This window comes from Actinosynnema sp. NPDC037264 (assembly GCF_055603705.1).
This window is the reverse complement of the sequence record NZ_JBVJVK010000058.1, coordinates 1-15401: the sequence shown is the minus strand read 5'-3', so window position 1 is coordinate 15401 and position 15401 is coordinate 1. Positions and strand designations below refer to the sequence as shown.

At 71.0% G+C, this 15401-nt stretch carries 16 protein-coding genes and 1 pseudogene; 13 read left to right on the top strand and 4 right to left on the bottom strand.

What is annotated here, in order from left to right:
- Positions 1-274 precede the first annotated feature (274 nt).
- From ACZ7GX_RS37160 to ACZ7GX_RS37140, 5 genes are all read left to right on the top strand, one after another.
- Positions 275-1171 carry a glycosyltransferase gene (locus ACZ7GX_RS37160; RefSeq protein WP_498783957.1) on the top strand — a complete coding sequence of 299 codons (897 nt, stop codon included), beginning with the start codon at positions 275-277 and terminating at the stop codon, positions 1169-1171.
- Positions 1172-1340: 169 nt separating this feature from the next.
- Complete coding sequence (locus ACZ7GX_RS37155; protein ID WP_498783954.1) at positions 1341-2381, top strand: sigma-70 family RNA polymerase sigma factor; 1041 nt, start codon at positions 1341-1343, stop codon at positions 2379-2381.
- A gap of 37 nt (positions 2382-2418) precedes the next feature.
- Complete coding sequence (locus tag ACZ7GX_RS37150) at positions 2419-3828, top strand: MFS transporter (protein ID WP_498783952.1); 1410 nt, start codon at positions 2419-2421, stop codon at positions 3826-3828.
- Positions 3825-4055, top strand: a complete 231-nt coding sequence (locus tag ACZ7GX_RS37145; protein WP_498783950.1) for a ribbon-helix-helix domain-containing protein — start codon at positions 3825-3827, stop codon at positions 4053-4055. Before ACZ7GX_RS37150 ends, ACZ7GX_RS37145 begins: the two co-directional genes overlap by 4 nt.
- The gene (locus tag ACZ7GX_RS37140; protein WP_498783948.1) at positions 4042-4389 is read left to right on the top strand and encodes a type II toxin-antitoxin system PemK/MazF family toxin; all 348 of its coding nucleotides are present in this window, start codon (positions 4042-4044) and stop codon (positions 4387-4389) included. Before ACZ7GX_RS37145 ends, ACZ7GX_RS37140 begins: the two co-directional genes overlap by 14 nt.
- 49 nt (positions 4390-4438) lie before the next feature.
- Here the strand turns inward: ACZ7GX_RS37140 and ACZ7GX_RS37135 are convergent, their stop codons facing one another.
- Positions 4439-4633 (bottom strand): ferredoxin, encoded by a 195-nt coding sequence (locus ACZ7GX_RS37135; RefSeq protein WP_230566834.1) that lies wholly within the window; start codon positions 4631-4633, stop codon positions 4439-4441.
- Positions 4630-5829: a cytochrome P450 gene (locus ACZ7GX_RS37130; RefSeq protein ID WP_498783946.1), complete on the bottom strand. Its 1200-nt coding sequence runs from the start codon at positions 5827-5829 to the stop codon at positions 4630-4632. Before ACZ7GX_RS37130 ends, ACZ7GX_RS37135 begins: the two co-directional genes overlap by 4 nt.
- Positions 5830-6017: 188 nt before the next feature.
- On the opposite strand from ACZ7GX_RS37130, the pseudogene ACZ7GX_RS37125 reads away from it, so the two are divergent.
- From ACZ7GX_RS37125 to ACZ7GX_RS37115, 3 genes and pseudogenes are all read left to right on the top strand, one after another.
- A pseudogene (locus ACZ7GX_RS37125) lies at positions 6018-6889 on the top strand (ABC transporter ATP-binding protein).
- Positions 6886-7737 carry an ABC transporter permease gene (locus tag ACZ7GX_RS37120; RefSeq protein WP_498783944.1) on the top strand — a complete coding sequence of 284 codons (852 nt, stop codon included), beginning with the start codon at positions 6886-6888 and terminating at the stop codon, positions 7735-7737. The pseudogene ACZ7GX_RS37125 and the gene ACZ7GX_RS37120 overlap by 4 nt, the downstream one beginning before the upstream one ends.
- Positions 7734-7973, top strand: coding sequence for a helix-turn-helix transcriptional regulator (locus ACZ7GX_RS37115; RefSeq protein ID WP_033437276.1), 240 nt, complete (start codon positions 7734-7736; stop codon positions 7971-7973). The genes ACZ7GX_RS37120 and ACZ7GX_RS37115 overlap by 4 nt, the downstream gene beginning before the upstream one ends.
- Before the next feature lie 40 nt (positions 7974-8013).
- On the opposite strand, the gene ACZ7GX_RS37110 is transcribed toward ACZ7GX_RS37115, so the two are convergent.
- Together ACZ7GX_RS37110 and ACZ7GX_RS37105 are read right to left on the bottom strand one after the other, a co-directional pair.
- Positions 8014-9168 carry a macrolide family glycosyltransferase gene (locus tag ACZ7GX_RS37110; protein ID WP_498783942.1) on the bottom strand — a complete coding sequence of 385 codons (1155 nt, stop codon included), beginning with the start codon at positions 9166-9168 and terminating at the stop codon, positions 8014-8016.
- A 138-nt stretch (positions 9169-9306) separates the two neighbouring features.
- Complete coding sequence (locus ACZ7GX_RS37105) at positions 9307-9891, bottom strand: TetR/AcrR family transcriptional regulator (protein ID WP_498783940.1); 585 nt, start codon at positions 9889-9891, stop codon at positions 9307-9309.
- 60 nt (positions 9892-9951) lie between these two features.
- On the opposite strand from ACZ7GX_RS37105, the gene ACZ7GX_RS37100 reads away from it, so the two are divergent.
- The 5 genes from ACZ7GX_RS37100 to ACZ7GX_RS37080 all read left to right on the top strand — a co-directional run bounded on the left by ACZ7GX_RS37100 (position 9952) and on the right by ACZ7GX_RS37080 (position 15292).
- Positions 9952-11085: an FAD-dependent monooxygenase gene (locus ACZ7GX_RS37100; protein ID WP_498783938.1), complete on the top strand. Its 1134-nt coding sequence runs from the start codon at positions 9952-9954 to the stop codon at positions 11083-11085.
- 171 nt (positions 11086-11256) lie between these two features.
- The gene (locus ACZ7GX_RS37095) at positions 11257-12417 is read left to right on the top strand and encodes a nitric oxide synthase oxygenase (protein ID WP_498783936.1); all 1161 of its coding nucleotides are present in this window, start codon (positions 11257-11259) and stop codon (positions 12415-12417) included.
- 93 nt (positions 12418-12510) lie between these two features.
- Positions 12511-13608 carry a Re/Si-specific NAD(P)(+) transhydrogenase subunit alpha gene (locus ACZ7GX_RS37090; RefSeq protein ID WP_498783934.1) on the top strand — a complete coding sequence of 366 codons (1098 nt, stop codon included), beginning with the start codon at positions 12511-12513 and terminating at the stop codon, positions 13606-13608.
- On the top strand, positions 13605-13928 hold the full coding sequence (locus tag ACZ7GX_RS37085; RefSeq protein WP_498783932.1) for an NAD(P) transhydrogenase subunit alpha part 2: 324 nt from the start codon (positions 13605-13607) through the stop codon (positions 13926-13928). The genes ACZ7GX_RS37090 and ACZ7GX_RS37085 overlap by 4 nt, the downstream gene beginning before the upstream one ends.
- The gene (locus ACZ7GX_RS37080; RefSeq protein WP_498783930.1) at positions 13925-15292 is read left to right on the top strand and encodes an NAD(P)(+) transhydrogenase (Re/Si-specific) subunit beta; all 1368 of its coding nucleotides are present in this window, start codon (positions 13925-13927) and stop codon (positions 15290-15292) included. Before ACZ7GX_RS37085 ends, ACZ7GX_RS37080 begins: the two co-directional genes overlap by 4 nt.
- The last annotated feature ends 109 nt before the right edge of the window (positions 15293-15401 follow it).

The following is a 15401-nucleotide window of genomic DNA, read 5'->3' as shown; positions in this document are numbered from 1 at the left end:
CGGAACCCCTTAACCGCCTCCAGCGCGTCGGCGGCTTTTCGGCTGGTGACCTTGCGCGCCATGTAGACGTCCTCGTGGGTTCGAAGTCGGCGCTGTTGATGCTGGTCAGGTGGTGCGGTTGACTGGGCACGGTCAACGTTGCCCCTTGCCCGGCTGAGCGCGCGCCGCGTGCGGGCGGGCTTGAGGTGGTCGACCCGCCTGCCACGCGGAGGTCCTTGGCCTGCCTCCGAGAGTCCGGCCCGGCCCGGCGCGGACGACACCGAAGGACGAATGGATGACCCTGCCTTCCATCAACCCGGCACTGGGCATGGACCTGGTCACGCGGAGAACACTTGAACGTCGGGTCGCGTCGATCAGCGTGGTGATCCCGGCGCACAACGAGGAAGCCACGATCGACGAGGTCGTGTCCGAGTCGTCACGTGGGCTTTCCCTGCTCGGCACGAGTGGCGAAGTGATCGTCAGCGCCAGCGGCTGCACGGATCGGACGGCCGACGTGGCGCGGGAGGCCGGTGCGACGGTGGTCGACGCGGAACTCGGCAAAGGGGCGGCGATCGCACGAGGTGTGTCGGCGAGCAAGGGGGACATCGTCTGCCTCGTGGACGGCGACCTGCGCTACTTCGGCGACCCTCCCTTGGTGGCGCTGCTCGTCGAGCCGATCCTGAACGGCACCGCGGACGCCACGGTGTCGGATCTCTACTGGCGTCCGCTCTACCCGCAGCTCTGGCTGCACGGGTTCTTCGCGCCCCTCGCGGGCACCTTGTTCCCCGAGCTGCTGCCGAAGGTCGGTTCGACGCCGTGGTCCGGCCAACGCGCCGCCGTGCGCGAACTCTGGCCTCAATCGCTGCCGCACGGGTTCACGGCGGACCTCGCGCTGCTGCTCCACTGGAACGCCAACGCGGTGCGCATGCGGCCCGTGCTCGCGGACGACTGGACGAACCCGCAGCGGCCGAAGCCGGAGTTGATGGAAGAGGAGTTCGGACTCCTGGTCGAGAGCGCGGTCGCCCGTGGCCGGATCGAACGGCAAACGGTTGCCCGGCTGCGCGGGTGGTTCGAGCAGACCTACGCCCTCATGGCCGAGTACGACCCGGAACGGCACGATCCCCAGCAGTTCGAGGCTCGGATCCTCGACCGGTCCCTCGCGGAACTCCGCGCCCGGCTCCACGCGGCCTAGCTGCCGGCCGGTTCGGCTTCGAAAGGGGAAACCGAAGGCGCGAGGACCGACCAGTTCCCGGCTCCGGCGGTGTCCACCCATCCGAGAGCGCGTTCCGGCCACCGGCGCACGGCAGACCTGCCGCACCGAACGCGGGTGGGCGGTGGTCACGGCAGAGGAGGAGTCACGCATGCGAGGGACGGCCAAGGCAAGCGGCGCCACGGAACTGCTCGCGTTGGCGCGCGGCGGTGACGGTGAGGCGTTCCGCGGGCTCGTGGAGCCGTACCGACGGGAGCTCCAGGTCCACTGCTACCGCATCCTCGGCTCGGTGCAGGACGCGGAGGACCTCGTGCAGGAGACGCTGCTGGCGGCGTGGCGCGGCATCGGCGGGTACGAGGAGCGGGCTTCGGTGCGGACCTGGCTCTACCGGATCGCCACCAACCGCTGCCTCAACGCGCTGCGGGCCGGCGCCCGTCGTCCGAACGACCAGGCGGCCTACCGATCGGAGGCCGGGTTGCCCGAGCCGTCCCACCGCCCCGCGGAGCCCAGCTGGCTGGAGCCCTACCCCGACTCGCTGCTGGACGGGATCGCCGACCACGCGCCGGGGCCGGAGGCGCGCTACGAGATCAGGGAATCGGTGTCGCTGGCGTTCCTGACCGCCCTGCAACAACTGCCGCCGAAGCAGCGGGCCGTGCTGGTCCTGCGGGACGTGCTCGGCTTCCGCGCGGCCGAGGCCGCGACCATCCTCGACACCTCCGAGAACGCGGTCACCAGCGCGTTGAAGCGGGCCCGCGGCGCGCTGGACCTCGACCGGGAGAGCGCACCGCTGCCGAACTCGCCGCTGGAGCGCCGGATCGTGGACGACTTCGCCCGCGCGTTCCAGGACGGTGACGTGGACGCGGTCGTGGCCCTGCTGACCAACGACGCGCGGCTCTCCATGCCGCCGATGCCGCTGGAGTACCGGGGCCCGGCCCACATCGGGCACTTCCTGACGACGGTGGCGCTGCGCGACGGGTTGCGGTACGCGTTGATCCCGACCCGCGCGAACGGCCAACCGGCCTTCGGCTGCTACGTGCGCGACCCCCGCACGCCGATCCTGCACGCGCACGGCGTGCTGGTGCTGTCGCTGACCGGCGACCGGATCACCGCCCTCACCCGGTTCCACGACAACTGCTTCCTGCCCCGCTTCGGACTACCGCGATCGCTGCGCGCCTCCATCGGCAGCGCCTGACCACGAGCCCGAGTCGCGAACGAACCGGAGGAGAACGGTGAGCACCGCAGTGGAGCGGATGACGTCAAAGCAGGCGTGGACCTTGGGTCTCGCCTCGCTGGCCTCGTTCATGATGGCCCTGGACAGCATGGTCGTGACCACCGCGCTGAGCACGATCCGCGCGGATCTCACGGCGTCGGTCGAACAACTGGAATGGGTCGTCAACGCCTACAACCTGACGTTCGCGGTCCTGCTGCTCACCGGCGCGGCGCTCGGCGACCGGATCGGCCGGCGCAAGGTGTTCAACGCGGGCCTGGCGTTGTTCACCGTCGCGTCGGTGGCGTGCGCGCTGGCGCCGGACGTCGTCTTCCTGATCGTCTCCCGGGCGTTGCAGGGCGCGGGCGCCGCGATGGTGCTGCCGCTGTCGCTCACGCTGATCACCGCGGTCTTCCCGCCGCGGACGCGCGGCAAGGCGATGGGCCTCTACCTGGGCCTCACCGGGCTGGCCACGTTGAGCGGCCCGTTCATCGGCGGCGCGATCGCCCAGGGCCTGGCCTGGCAGTGGATCTTCTGGCTGAACCTGCCGATCGGCGTCGTCGCGATCCTGCTCACCACGCGGCAGGTGGACGAGAGCACCGGCCCGAACGACAAGCTCGACCTCGGCGGTCTGGGCCTGGTGACGCTGGGCGCGTTCGGCGTCATCTGGGCGTTGGTGCGCGGCAACGCGGCGGGCTGGGGCAGCGCGGAGGTCGTCGCCTCGTTCGCGGTCGGCGTGGCGCTGGTGGTCGCGTTCGTGCTCTACGAGAAGCGCACGCCGCGACCGATGGTCCCGATGACCTTCTTCAAGCTGCGGGCGTTCGCCACCGCCAACCCGGCGAACTTCCTGGTGTTCGCCTCGCTGTATGGCACGATGTTCTTCCTCGCGCAGTACTTCCAGGTCGTCAAGGGCCACGGTCCGCTCGTCACCGGCCTCATGCTGATGCCGTGGACCGGCACGCTCATGGTGTGCGCGCCGATCGCCGGTCGCCTGGTCGACAAGGTCGGCGAGCGGAGGTTCGTCGTCGGCGGCCTGTTCCTGCAGGCGGTCGGCATGGGGTGGATCGCCTTCGCGGTCGACACCGACACGTCCTACCTGGAGGTCCTGCCCGCGCTGGTCCTCGGTTCGGCCGGCATCACGGCGGCGATGCCCGCCGCGCAGAAGGCGGTAGTGGGCGCGGTGGAGCCGCAGCGGATCGGCCAGGCGTCCGGCGTCTTCATGATGCTGCGCATGTTCGGCGGCGTGTTCGGCACCACGGTGGCGGTCGCCGTCTTCGGCGCCGTCGGCGGCTACGCGACGGCCGCGGAGTTCAGCGACGGCTTCTCGGCCTCGATGGTCGCGGTCGCCGTGCTGGCCTCCCTCGGCGTGCTGGTGGGGCTCGCCATGCCGAGTTCCTACCGGGTAGCACCGGAGGTAGCATCGAAGGTATGAAAATCAGTGTGAGCCTCCCCGAGGAGGACGTAGAGTTCGTTGATCACTACCTGCGGCAACACCGGAGCGCTTCTCGATCGTCGGTGATCCACCAGGCGATCACGCTCCTGCGCGAGGCGGGTCTGGAGAACGCCTACGCGAGCGCGTGGGAAGAGTGGGAAGCCGGAGGGGACGCCGACATGTGGGACGTGACCGCGCCAGACGGTGTCCACGATGCGGCGAGGTGACATCTACTGGGTGGACCTGGAGCCGGCGCAGGGCGCCGAGGCCAACAAGATCCGCCCGGCCGTGGTCGTCAGCAACGACGCGGCGAACCGGGCCGCCGGACGGGGCGGCCGGGGTGTGGTGACCGTGGTCCCGATCACCTCGAACACCGCCAAGGTGTACCCGTTCCAGGTGCTGCTGCCCGCCAAGGACTGCGGGCTCGGCGCGGACTCGAAGGCCCAGGCCGAGCAGGTGCGCACGGTCGCCGCGGCCCGGCTCCGCGCCAGGATCGGCGGCCTGCCGCCCGCGGTGCTCAAGCAGCTCGACGACGCCCTGCGCGTGCACCTGTCGCTCTGAGCCGCCGCGCACCGCCGGGACCGCCCGGAGGCGGCCCCGGCAGCCCACGTCACTCCACGATGCGGATGGCGCCGGCCGGGCAGAGGTGCGCCGCTTCCCGCGCCGCCTTCTCGTGCTCGCCCGTCGGGGACGGCTGGAGCAGCACGACCGTCCCGTCCACCTCGTCCTGGTCGAACACCGCGGAGTCGGTCAACGCGCACATCCCGGCCCCCGCGCACACGTCCGGATCGACTTCCACCTTCACGAGAACTCCACTGGCAGCTCGTGCACACCGTAGATCGCCATGTCGGTGCGCATCCTGACATCCTCGGCGGGCACCCCGAGCCGCAGGTCCGGGAACTCCCGGAACAGCGCGGCGAAGCCGACCCTCATCTCGATGCGGGCCAGCTGCTGCCCGAGGCACTGGTGCACGCCGTGGCCGAACGCGAGGTGCCCGGCCGCGGACCGGCGGACGTCGAACTCGTCCGGCCGCTCGAACCGCGCCGGGTCCCGGTTGGCGGCGGCCACCGAGATCGAGACCGACTCGCCGGCCCGGACCACCACGCCGCCGATCTCCACGTCCTCCAACGCCGTGCGCAGCGTGCCGAACTGGATGATCGTCAGGTACCGCATCAGCTCCTCGACCGCGTTGTCCACCAACGAAGGGTCGGCTTGCAGCGCGGCCAGCTGCTCGGGGTGCTGCAACAGCAACAACGTGCCGAGGCCGAGCATGTTCGCCGTGGTCTCGTGACCGGCGACGAGCAGCAGCAGCCCCATGTTGGCCACTTCTTCGTCGGTCAGCTCGCCGGTGGCGATCAACCCGGTCAGCATGTCGTCGCCCGGCTCGACGTGCTTGCGCTTGGCCAGCTGGAGCACGAAGTCCTCCAGCCGCTCGAACGCCTCCATGATCTCCTCGAACGAGGAGTCGAGCCGCAGCGCCTTGGCGGTGTCCTCCTGGAACTTCGCCCGGTCCTCGTAGGGCACGCCGAGCAGCTCGCAGATCACCATCGACGGCACCGGCAGCGCGAACTCCGCCACCAGGTCCGCCGACGTGCCGGACGCGCGCATCGCGGCCAGGTGGTCGGCCACGATCTGCTCGATGCGCGGCATCAGCTGGTTCATCCGCCGCACGGTGAACTGCCCGGTCAGCAGCTTGCGGTAGCGGGTGTGGTCGGGCGCGTCCATCCCGATGAACATGCCCGGCTTGGCCGCCGGCCGCTTCGGCACCGGCTTGCCCGCCACCGTGCGCGGTGAGTGCTGGAGCTCGGCCCGGCTGCTGAACCGGCGGTCCGCGTGCACCTCGCGAGCCAGCTCGTAGCTGGTCACGAGCCACCCCAGGTGCCCGTCGGGGAACTTCATCCGGGTGATCGGGGCCCGTTCGCGGAGCAACCCCAACTCCGCGGGCGGGTCGAACGCCGTCGTGCGTCGGCTCGGCAGCTCGGAGTACAGCGTTTCGGTCATCTCGCACACCTCCCAGTGCGTAAAGGGACCTACTTCGCAACGTACAGAAGTTTCACGAAGCCGTGAAGTAAATAAGCCGTAAGGGAACAGCAGTAGTACGGGTGATAGCAGGTGTGCTACAAAATGCCCGAGAACTCCGACAAGGGGGAGGTGAGGGGTCCTTGGTCATCGAGGTGCGCGATCTGCGGATGCGCTACGGCACGACGGACGTGCTGCACGGGGTCGACTTCACCGCGGGCCCGGGTGAGGTGCTGGCCCTGCTCGGGCCGAACGGCGCGGGCAAGACCACGACGATCGAGATCCTGGAGGGCTTCCGGCTGCCCTCCGACGGCCACGTCCGCGTGCTGGGCGTCGACCCGGCCGTCGGCGACGAGGCCTGGCGCGCCCGGCTCGGCGTGGTGCTCCAGTCGTGGCGCGACCACGGCCGCTGGAGGGTGCGCGAGCTGCTGCACCACCTGGGCCGCTACTACGCGCCCTACGCCACGCCGCACCAGCCGCGGCCGTTCGACACCGACGAGCTGATCGAGACCGTCGGCCTGGCCGAGCACGCGCACAAGAAGATCAGCAGCCTCTCCGGTGGCCAGCGGCGGCGGCTGGACGTGGCGATCGGCATCGTCGGCAAGCCGGACCTGCTGTTCCTGGACGAGCCGACGGCCGGGTTCGACCCGCACGCGCGCCGGGACTTCCACGACCTGGTGCACCGGCTGTCCGACCTGGAGGGCATGACGATCCTGCTGACCACGCACGACCTGGCCGAGGCGGAGAAGCTGGCCGACCGGATCCTGGTGCTCGCGGGCGGGCGGATCATCGCCGACGGCGCCCGGACCAGCTCAGCCGCGAGGTGGCGGGCAAGTCCGAGGTCCGCTGGACGCACGACGGCCTGCGGCACGTGCACACCGCGGAGGACGCGACGGCGTTCGTGCGCGACCTGTTCCGCCAGCACGCGACGGGCATCTCCGAGCTGGAGGTGCGCCGCAGCACGTTGGAGGACACCTACATGGCACTCGTGCAGCGGCACGAGAGCGGCCAGGCGACGGACGAGGAGGTGGCGATCCGGTGAACACCAAGGCACAGGCCATCCGGCTCGGCGTGGACCGCGGGGTGCGCGAGTTCCGCCACTCCATGGGCAGCTCCGACCAGGCCTACAACGTCTTCACCGGGCTCGCCGCGCTGACCGTGCTGTGGTTCCAGCGCGACTCGTCCGTCGAGGGCTCCGGCCTCTCGCTCGCCGCGCTCACCCTGCCCGGCCTGCTCGGCATGGGGATGGTGTTCGGCTCCCTGGTCGGGCCCGCGGGCCAGCTCTCGATGAACCGGGAGGACGGCACGCTGCTGCGCGCCAAGGCGGTGCCGCACGGGATGGTCGGCTACCTGGTCGGCCGGACGGTGCAGACGTCGCTGGACTCCCTGACCGGTCTGCTGATCGTGCTGGTGCCGGGCCTGTTCCTGGTGAACGTGCTGGCGGACGCGGGTGTGGGCGGCGTGCTGGGCCTGCTCGCCGTGCTGGCGCTCGGCATGGTGTCGATGCTGCCCTGGGGCGCGGTCGCCGGGTCGGTCACCAAGAGCCCCGGCGGCGCGATGGGCATCACCATGCTGCCGATGATGGGCCTGATCGCCATCTCGGGCATCTTCTACCCGATCACCGCGATGCCCGGCTGGCTGCAGGGCGTGGCCCAGGTGTTCCCGGTGTACTGGGCGGGGCACGGCGCCAGGGCGGCGCTGCTGCCGGACGCGGCGGCGGTCGCGGAGATCGGCGGCACCTGGCGGATCCTGGAGATGACGGGCGTGCTCGGCGTGTGGGCGGTGGTCGGCTTCCTGCTTGCGCCTACGATCCTGCGTCGGATGGCTCGCCGTGAGTCCGGAGCGGAGATGGAGCAACGCCGACAGGCGGCGTTGCAGAGGGTGCGATGAGCGAAAGCGTCTACAACCGGATCGCGATGCTGCGCGCGGAACGGGGAGTGTCACGCCGGCAGCTCTCCGAGGCGTTGGGCATCCACTACCAGACCGTGGGCTACCTGGAGCGGGGCGAGTACAGCCCCAGCCTGTACCTGGCGCTGCGCATCGCGCAGTACTTCGAGGTGCCGGTGGAGGTCGTGTTCTCGACCGACCCGTTCCCCAGGTTGGGCAGCTCGGAGCGATCCGCGTAGACGGGGAGGGGGCGGCGTAGAAGGCGCCGCCCCCTCTGAGCTACTCCAACTCCGCCTCGATCACGTCGGCCGCCGCGGCCGTGCCGCCCGCCGCCCGGGTCTCGGCCTTGAGCACGGCCAGCCGCCGGGCCACCTCCGGGTCGTCCGCCAGCTCCAGCACGGCGGACCGCAGCCCTTCGGCGGTGACCTCCTCGCGCGGGATGTGCCTGCCGACGCCCAGGTCGACCAGGCGCATCGCGTTCATGGCCTGCTCGCCGAGCATGGGCAGGCCCACCATCGGCACGCCGTGGTAGAGCCCTTCCATCGTGCCGCCCATGCCGCAGTGCGTGATGAACACCTTGGCGTGCGAGAGGATCTCCAGCTGCGGCACCCACCGGTGCAGCTCCACGTTCGACGGCGGCTCGCCGAGCGAGGCCGGGTCGACGTGCTTGCCGACGGCCATCACCACGTGCCAGTCGAGGTCGCCGAACGCCTCGAAGCACCGCCGGTAGATCCCCGGCTCGTTGGTGTAGGCCGACCCGAGCGAGATCAGCAGCACCGGGCGGTCGTCCGCGGGCCGTTCCCACGTGCCCTGGAACGCCGACCGGTCGCTCAGGCACGGTCCCACGAACGTGTACTTCGGGTGCACCGACTCGTGGTTCGGCTGGAACGACCGCGCGATGCTCACCACCGCGCGGTCCGGGTCGCCGACGTACGCCGGGCCGGGCAGCGCCACGCCCTCGGCGACCAGCCACTGCTCCAGCTCGGCGTAGAACTCGGTCACCTCGGGCTGGTCGACCATGTCGCCCAGCTCCTCCTCCCAGCCCTCGTACGTGACGAAGGTGGGGGAGAACTGGACGGCGGGCACGCCCCAGCGCCCCGCCAGCAGGCGCGCCGTCCACGCGCCGATGTCGTACACGACGACGTCCGGCCGGTCGGCCGCGAAGGCCGCCTCCAGCACCGGCAGCACCGACTTGGCCTCGGCCAGGAACAGGCGCATGGCCGGCGCCGCTTCGGTCGGCCACTCCTGGTCTTCGGTGGGCAGGGTCGTGGGGTGCACGACCGGCGTCGCGCCGGCCCGCTCGACGACGTCCGCGAATCCGGGGTCGACCGCGTAGCTGACCCGGTGGCCCCGGTTCACCAGCTCGGTGACGACGGGCAGCGTCGGGTTGACGTGGCCGTGGCCGGGGATGTTGAGAAAAGCGATGTGCGACATGAGGGACTCTCCGCCTGGGATGGGGGTTGGCTCGAAGACCCCGTCACGCGTGGCGCGTGGGGGTGGACGGCAGCCCCGAACTCAGAGGTAGAAGATCCCGAAGGCCCACATGCGATTGACGATAGCGCCGGGCGCCACTCATTTCCCGAGCACGCCGCGCAGCGCCGCGCGGATCGCCGCGGCCAGTTCGGCGCGGCTCTCCGGGGTCCCGGGTGGAGGCGCCGCGAGCGTGCCCGGGCCGGCCAGCCGGTCGAACACGAGGCCGTCGAGGAACGCCACCAGGTCCCGGCCCTGGCGCTCCGGGTCCTCCGCGCCCAACGCCGCCAGCAGCTGCCGCATCCGTGCGCGCGGCCGTTCGCCGTGGGCCAGGATGCCGCGCAGCTCGGGGTGGTGGGTGGCCTCCAGCAGGCACGCGTACCGGGCCAGCGTGCGTTCGCGGGCCGTGGTCATCCACTGGTCGAACACGTGCGCGACGCCCTCGGCCAGCAGGTCGAGGTCCCGGGTGACGTCCGTGCTCACGTCGACCACCTCGGCGTTGTCCAGTTCGGCGAGCCGCTGCACGACGCCTTCGACGAGCGCTTTCCGGGTGCGGAAGTAGGCCGAGGTCGAGCCGGTGGGCACGCCCGCCTGCCTGTCCACCGCGCGGTGGGTCAGCCCCCGCATGCCTTTCGTGGCCACCACGTGGATCGCCGCGTCGGCGAGGGCGGCCATGCGCTCGGTCACGTTGCATCCTCCTTCTACAGCTGTAGAGTACGGGCATCTACAGCTGTAGAAGGAGCGGGCATGAGAGCGGTCGTGGTGGGCGGTGGCCTCGGCGGTGTCACGGCGGCGGTGGCGTTGCGGCGGGTCGGGTGGGAGGTCGCGGTGCTGGAGCGCGCGGCGGAGTTCGGCGAGGTCGGCGCGGGCGTCGGCGTGATGCCGAACGCCATGCGGGCGCTGGCGGCGCTGGGGCTGGCCGACGACGTGCGGCGGATCGGCACGCCCCGCGTGCCGGGCGGCATCCGCGACCGGAAGGGGCGGACGCTGGCGCACGTCGAGACGCCGCACCAGGACCACGTGGTCGCCGTGCACCGGGCGGACCTGCACCGGGTGCTGCGGTCGGCGTTGCCGCCGGAGTGCCTGGTCACGGACACCGAAGTGCACGACCTGGACGACCTGGACGCGGACCTGGTGGTCGCGGCGGACGGCATCCGCAGCCGCGCCCGGCAGGCGCTGTTCCCCACATTGCCCCAGCCGGTGTACGCGGGCACCACGGCGTGGCGCAGCGTGACGACCGCTCGGTTCCCGCGCGACCTCGGTGTCAGCCAGACCCTCGGTCCCGGCACCGAGTTCGGCGTCCTCCCACTGGGTGACGGCCGGGTCTGCTGGTACGCGGCCACCGTCGCGCCGGCCGGTGGCCGCTCGGCCGACGAGCTGGGCGAGGTGCGCCGCCTCGTCGCCGGCTGGCACGACCCCATCCCGGACCTGCTGGACGCCACGCCGCCCGACACCGTGCTGCGGCACGACATCCACGAACTCGCCACGCCGCTGCCGACCTTCGTGCGCGGCCGGGTGGCGCTGCTCGGCGACGCCGCCCACGCGATGACGCCCTACCTGGGGCAAGGCGCGTGCATGGCGATCGAGGACGCGGTGGTGCTGGCCGCCGCGTGCGCCCGCGCCGAGGACGTGCCGACCGCGCTCGCCGACTACGACCGCCAACGCCGGCCGCGCACGCAGCGGATGGCGAAGGCGTCGCGGGTGCTCGGGCGGGTGGGGCACAAGTTGCGCAACCCGGTGGCCGTGACGATGCGCGACGCCGCGATGCGCGCGGTCCCGGCGTCGGTGGGTTCGGCGAGGGCGACGAAGTTCCTGGCGTGGACACCGCCGTCGTTGTCACCCGATAGGGGACAACGAGGCTGTGATGTAAATCACAGGTAACCGCCGTGATTCGAGCGGATAACGATCGAATATCACTCGTTTTCCCAGGATGTGTCACACTTCTGCGCGATCAAGCACTCACTCTGTGGCATCAACGGTCCGTTGTCGCACCCCCTCGGTGCCCGGCACGGCGGTGCGACAACCACGAAAGGGCAACTACGGTGTCCCGCCATGGCCCCCGTCCCCTCGTGTCCGGCTGAAGCCATTCCCCTGCACGACGCCACCGCCTTCACCGTCGACCTCGCCGAGGCCGACGAGTTCATCCGACTGCACCACGCGGAGCACCCCGAGCTCGGCCCGGTCGAGCACCGCCTCGCCGAGGTGCACGCCGAGGTCGCCGCCACCGGCACGTACCGCCACACCCCCGACGAGCTGACGTTCGGCGCACGGGTGGCGTGGCGCAACAGCGCGCGCTGCATCGGCCGCCTGTACTGGCGCAGCCTCAAGGTCCGCGACCTGCGGGAGCTGCGCGACCCCAAGGAGATCGCGGACGAGTGCGTCGAGCACCTCAAGCTCGCCGCCAACGGCGGCAAGGTCCGCCCGGTGATCACCGTGTTCGCGCCGGACGACCCCGGTCAACCCGCGCCGAGGATCCGCAACGAGCAGCTGGTCCGCTACGCGGGCTACGTCGGCTCGGACGGCGGCGTCCTGGGTGACCGGCGCAACGCCGAGCTGACCGAGCAGGCGATCGGCATGGGCTGGCGCCCGCCCACCCGGCGGGGGCCGTTCGACGTGCTGCCGCTGATCGTGGAACGGGAGGACGCCGAGCCGGCCCTGGTCGAACTGCCGCCCGACGCGGTGCTCGAGGTGCCGATCGGGCACCCCGAGCTGCCGTGGCTGGCCGACCTGGGGCTGCGCTGGCACGCCGTGCCCGCGATCAGCAACATGCGGTTGCGCATCGGCGGGATCGACTACCCGGCCGCGCCGTTCAACGGCTGGTACATGGGCACCGAGATCGGCGCGCGCAACTTCGCCGACGCCGACCGGTACGACCTGCTGCCGTACCTGGGCAAGCGGATGGGCCTGGACACCTCGTCGGTGCGGACGCTGTGGCAGGACCGGGTGCTGGTCGAGCTGAACCGCGCGGTGCTGCACTCGTTCGCGGCGGCGGGGGTGACCATCACCGACCACCACACCGAGTCGGACCGGTTCCTCACGCACATCAAGAAGGAGGAAGAGGCGGGCCGCTCGTGCCCGGCGGACTGGACGTGGATCGTGCCGCCGATGTCGAGCGGGATCACCAGCGTCTTCCACCGGTACTACGACAAGCGCGAGCTGGTGCCGAACTTCTTCCCCGGCGACACCAAGGGCGTCTGCCCGGTGATCCACTGAGAGCGGCCGGAAGTCTCAGCAAGACGTATGTACGGTTAACGTTGAAGTTCACCTGTGGCGTAGATCACCAACACCGGTCTAGGGTGACTCTCCGTGAGAGTGGGCATACCCGTCGAGGCGCGGCCCGCCGAGCGCCGCGTAGCCGGTCTACCGGAAACGGTGACCACGCTGATCGGTGCCGGACTCACGGTGGACGTGCAAGCCGGAGCGGGCAGACACGCCCACGCCTCGGACGCCGCCTACCGCGCAGCCGGTGCGAACGTCATCGCCGACCACCCGGCCGGGCAGTCAGACGTGATCGTCTCCGTCCAACCGCCGACACCAGAGCAGGCCGCCGCCCTCCGCGAGGGCGACATCACGATCAGCTTCCTGCAGCCCAACAGCGAGCCAGAGCTGATCGAGGTGCTCAAGGCCAACAAGGTCACCGCGTTCAGCCTCGACCTGCTACCCCGCGTGACCAGGGCGCAGTCCGCCGACGCCCTGTCGTCGCAGGCCCTGGTCGCGGGCTACCGCGCGGTGATGGAGGCCGCCAACCGGCTGCCCAGGTTCCTGCCCATGTTCACCACGGCGGCGGGCACCATCCCGCCCGCCAAGGTGCTCGTCCTGGGCGCGGGCGTGGCCGGGTTGCAGGCCATCGCCACCGCACGGCGCCTCGGCGCCGTGGTCGAGGCCTACGACGTGCGCGCGGCGGCCAAGGACGAGGTCAAGAGCCTCGGCGCGCGGTTCCTCGAACTGGACCTCGAAACGCAGCAGGGCGTCTACGCCGAGGCGCAGTCGGAGACGTTCCTGGAACGCCAGCGCGAGCTGATCGCGGAACGGGTCGCCGCCTCCGACGTGGTGATCTCCACCGCTGCCATCCCCGGCCGCAAGGCGCCCGTGCTGGTCACCAACGACATGCTCAAGGCGATGGCGCCCGGCTCGGTGGTGGTCGACCTGGCCGCCGAGTCCGGCGGCAACGTCACCGCCAGCAGCCCGGGTGAGGAGACCTGGGTCGGCGAGGTGCTGGTCTACGGCGCGAGGAACATGCCCAGCGGCATGCCAGTGCACGCCAGCAGGCTCTACGCGCGCAACGTGGCCAACCTGCTGCTGATGATGACCAAGGACGGCCAGGTCGTGCCGGACCTCACCGACGAGGTGCTGGCCGGCTGCTGCCTCACGCACGCGGGCGAGCTGAGGAGGGAGCTGCCGTGATCGACCTGTTGACGATCTTCGTGCTGGCCGTGTTCGTCGGCTTCGAGGTCGTGTCGAAGGTGTCCACGATCCTGCACACGCCGCTGATGTCGGGCGCGAACGCGATCCACGGCGTGATCCTCGTCGGCGCGATCCTGATCACCGGCCGCGCCGAGCACGCGCTGGAGATCACGCTCGGCCTGGCCGCGGTGTTCCTGGCCACGGTCAACGTGGTCGGCGGCTTCGTGGTGACCGACCGGATGCTGGAGATGTTCAAGGGCCACAAGGCGGACAGGCCGGTCAAGAGCGCGGCCAACGGCCACAAGGAGGTGGGCGGGTGAGCCCCACCTGGGTCCAGCTCGCGTACCTGGTCGCCGCGCTGTGCTTCGTGCTGGCGCTCAAGGGCCTGAGCACGCCGAAGTACGCCCGCGCGGGCAACCTCGTCGGCGCGGCGGGCATGGCGCTGGCCGTGGTCACGGCGTACGCGCACGGCGCGGTGCACAACGGGCTGCTGATCGTGATCGCCGTGGTCGCGGGCGTCGTGGTGGGCATCCCGGCGGCGCGGTCGGTGAAGATGACCGCCATCCCGCAGATGGTGGCGCTGTTCAACGGCGTAGGCGGCGCGGCGGCGGCACTGGTGGCGCTGACGGAGTTCCTGGCCGTGCCGCACGGCTCGGTGCTGTTCCAGGTCTTCACCGTGCTCACCGTGCTGATCGGCTCGGTCAGCTTCTCCGGCAGCGTGGTCACGTTCCTCAAGCTCCAGGAGATCATGACCACCCGGCCCGTGCTGCTGCCCGCGGGTCAGCTGCTCGGCATCGGCGCGGCGGCGGTGAGCGCGCTGCTCGCGCTGTCGGTCGTGCTGACCGGGAACGGCCTGCTGCTGGTGCTGCTGGCGCTGGCGGGTCTCGCGCTCGGCGTGCTGTTCGTGCTGCCGGTGGGCGGCGCGGACGTGCCGATCGCGATCTCGCTGCTCAACGCGTTCACCGGCCTGGCCGTCGCCGCGTCCGGCTACGTGCTCGCCAACACCCTGCTGATCGTCGCGGGCACCCTCGTCGGCGCGTCCGGCACGATCCTGACCCGGCTGATGGCCCAGGCCATGGGCAGGCCGCTGACCAACATCCTGTTCGGCGCCTTCAAGCCGACCTCGACGGCGGCGGCGACGGACGAGCAGCGCACCGTGCGCTCCGGCACGGTGGACGACGTGGCCATCATGCTCGGCTACGCGCACTCGGTGCTGGTGGTCCCCGGTTACGGCCTGGCCGTGGCGCAGGGCCAGCACGCGGCGCGGGAGCTGGCGCAGGTGCTGGAGCAGCGCGGCGTCACCGTGCACTACGGCATCCACCCGGTCGCGGGCCGGATGCCGGGCCACATGAACGTGCTGCTCGCCGAGGCGGACGTGCCGTACGAGCACCTCAAGGAGCTCGACGACGTCAACCCCGGCATCGGCAGCGTCGACGTGGTGCTGGTGGTCGGCGCGAACGACGTGGTCAACCCCGGCGCGCGGGACGAGCCGAGCAGCCCGATCTACGGCATGCCGATCTTCGACGTGGACCGGGCGAAGGCCGTGGTGTTCATGAAGCGCTCGATGCGGCCCGGCTTCGCGGGCGTGGACAACAGCCTGCTGTACAACCCGAAGACCACCATGCTGTTCGGCGACGCCAAGGAGTCGCTGACCAAGCTGCTGGCCGCGGTGAAGCACGTCTAGCGCCTGTTTCACAAGTCCGTGTTCGCGATAGTCGGGCCTGAGGCGGCTCCCGGGGGCACGGCCGAATGGGCCACATACAACAGCGGTATGCGGCCCATTCGGCCGCACC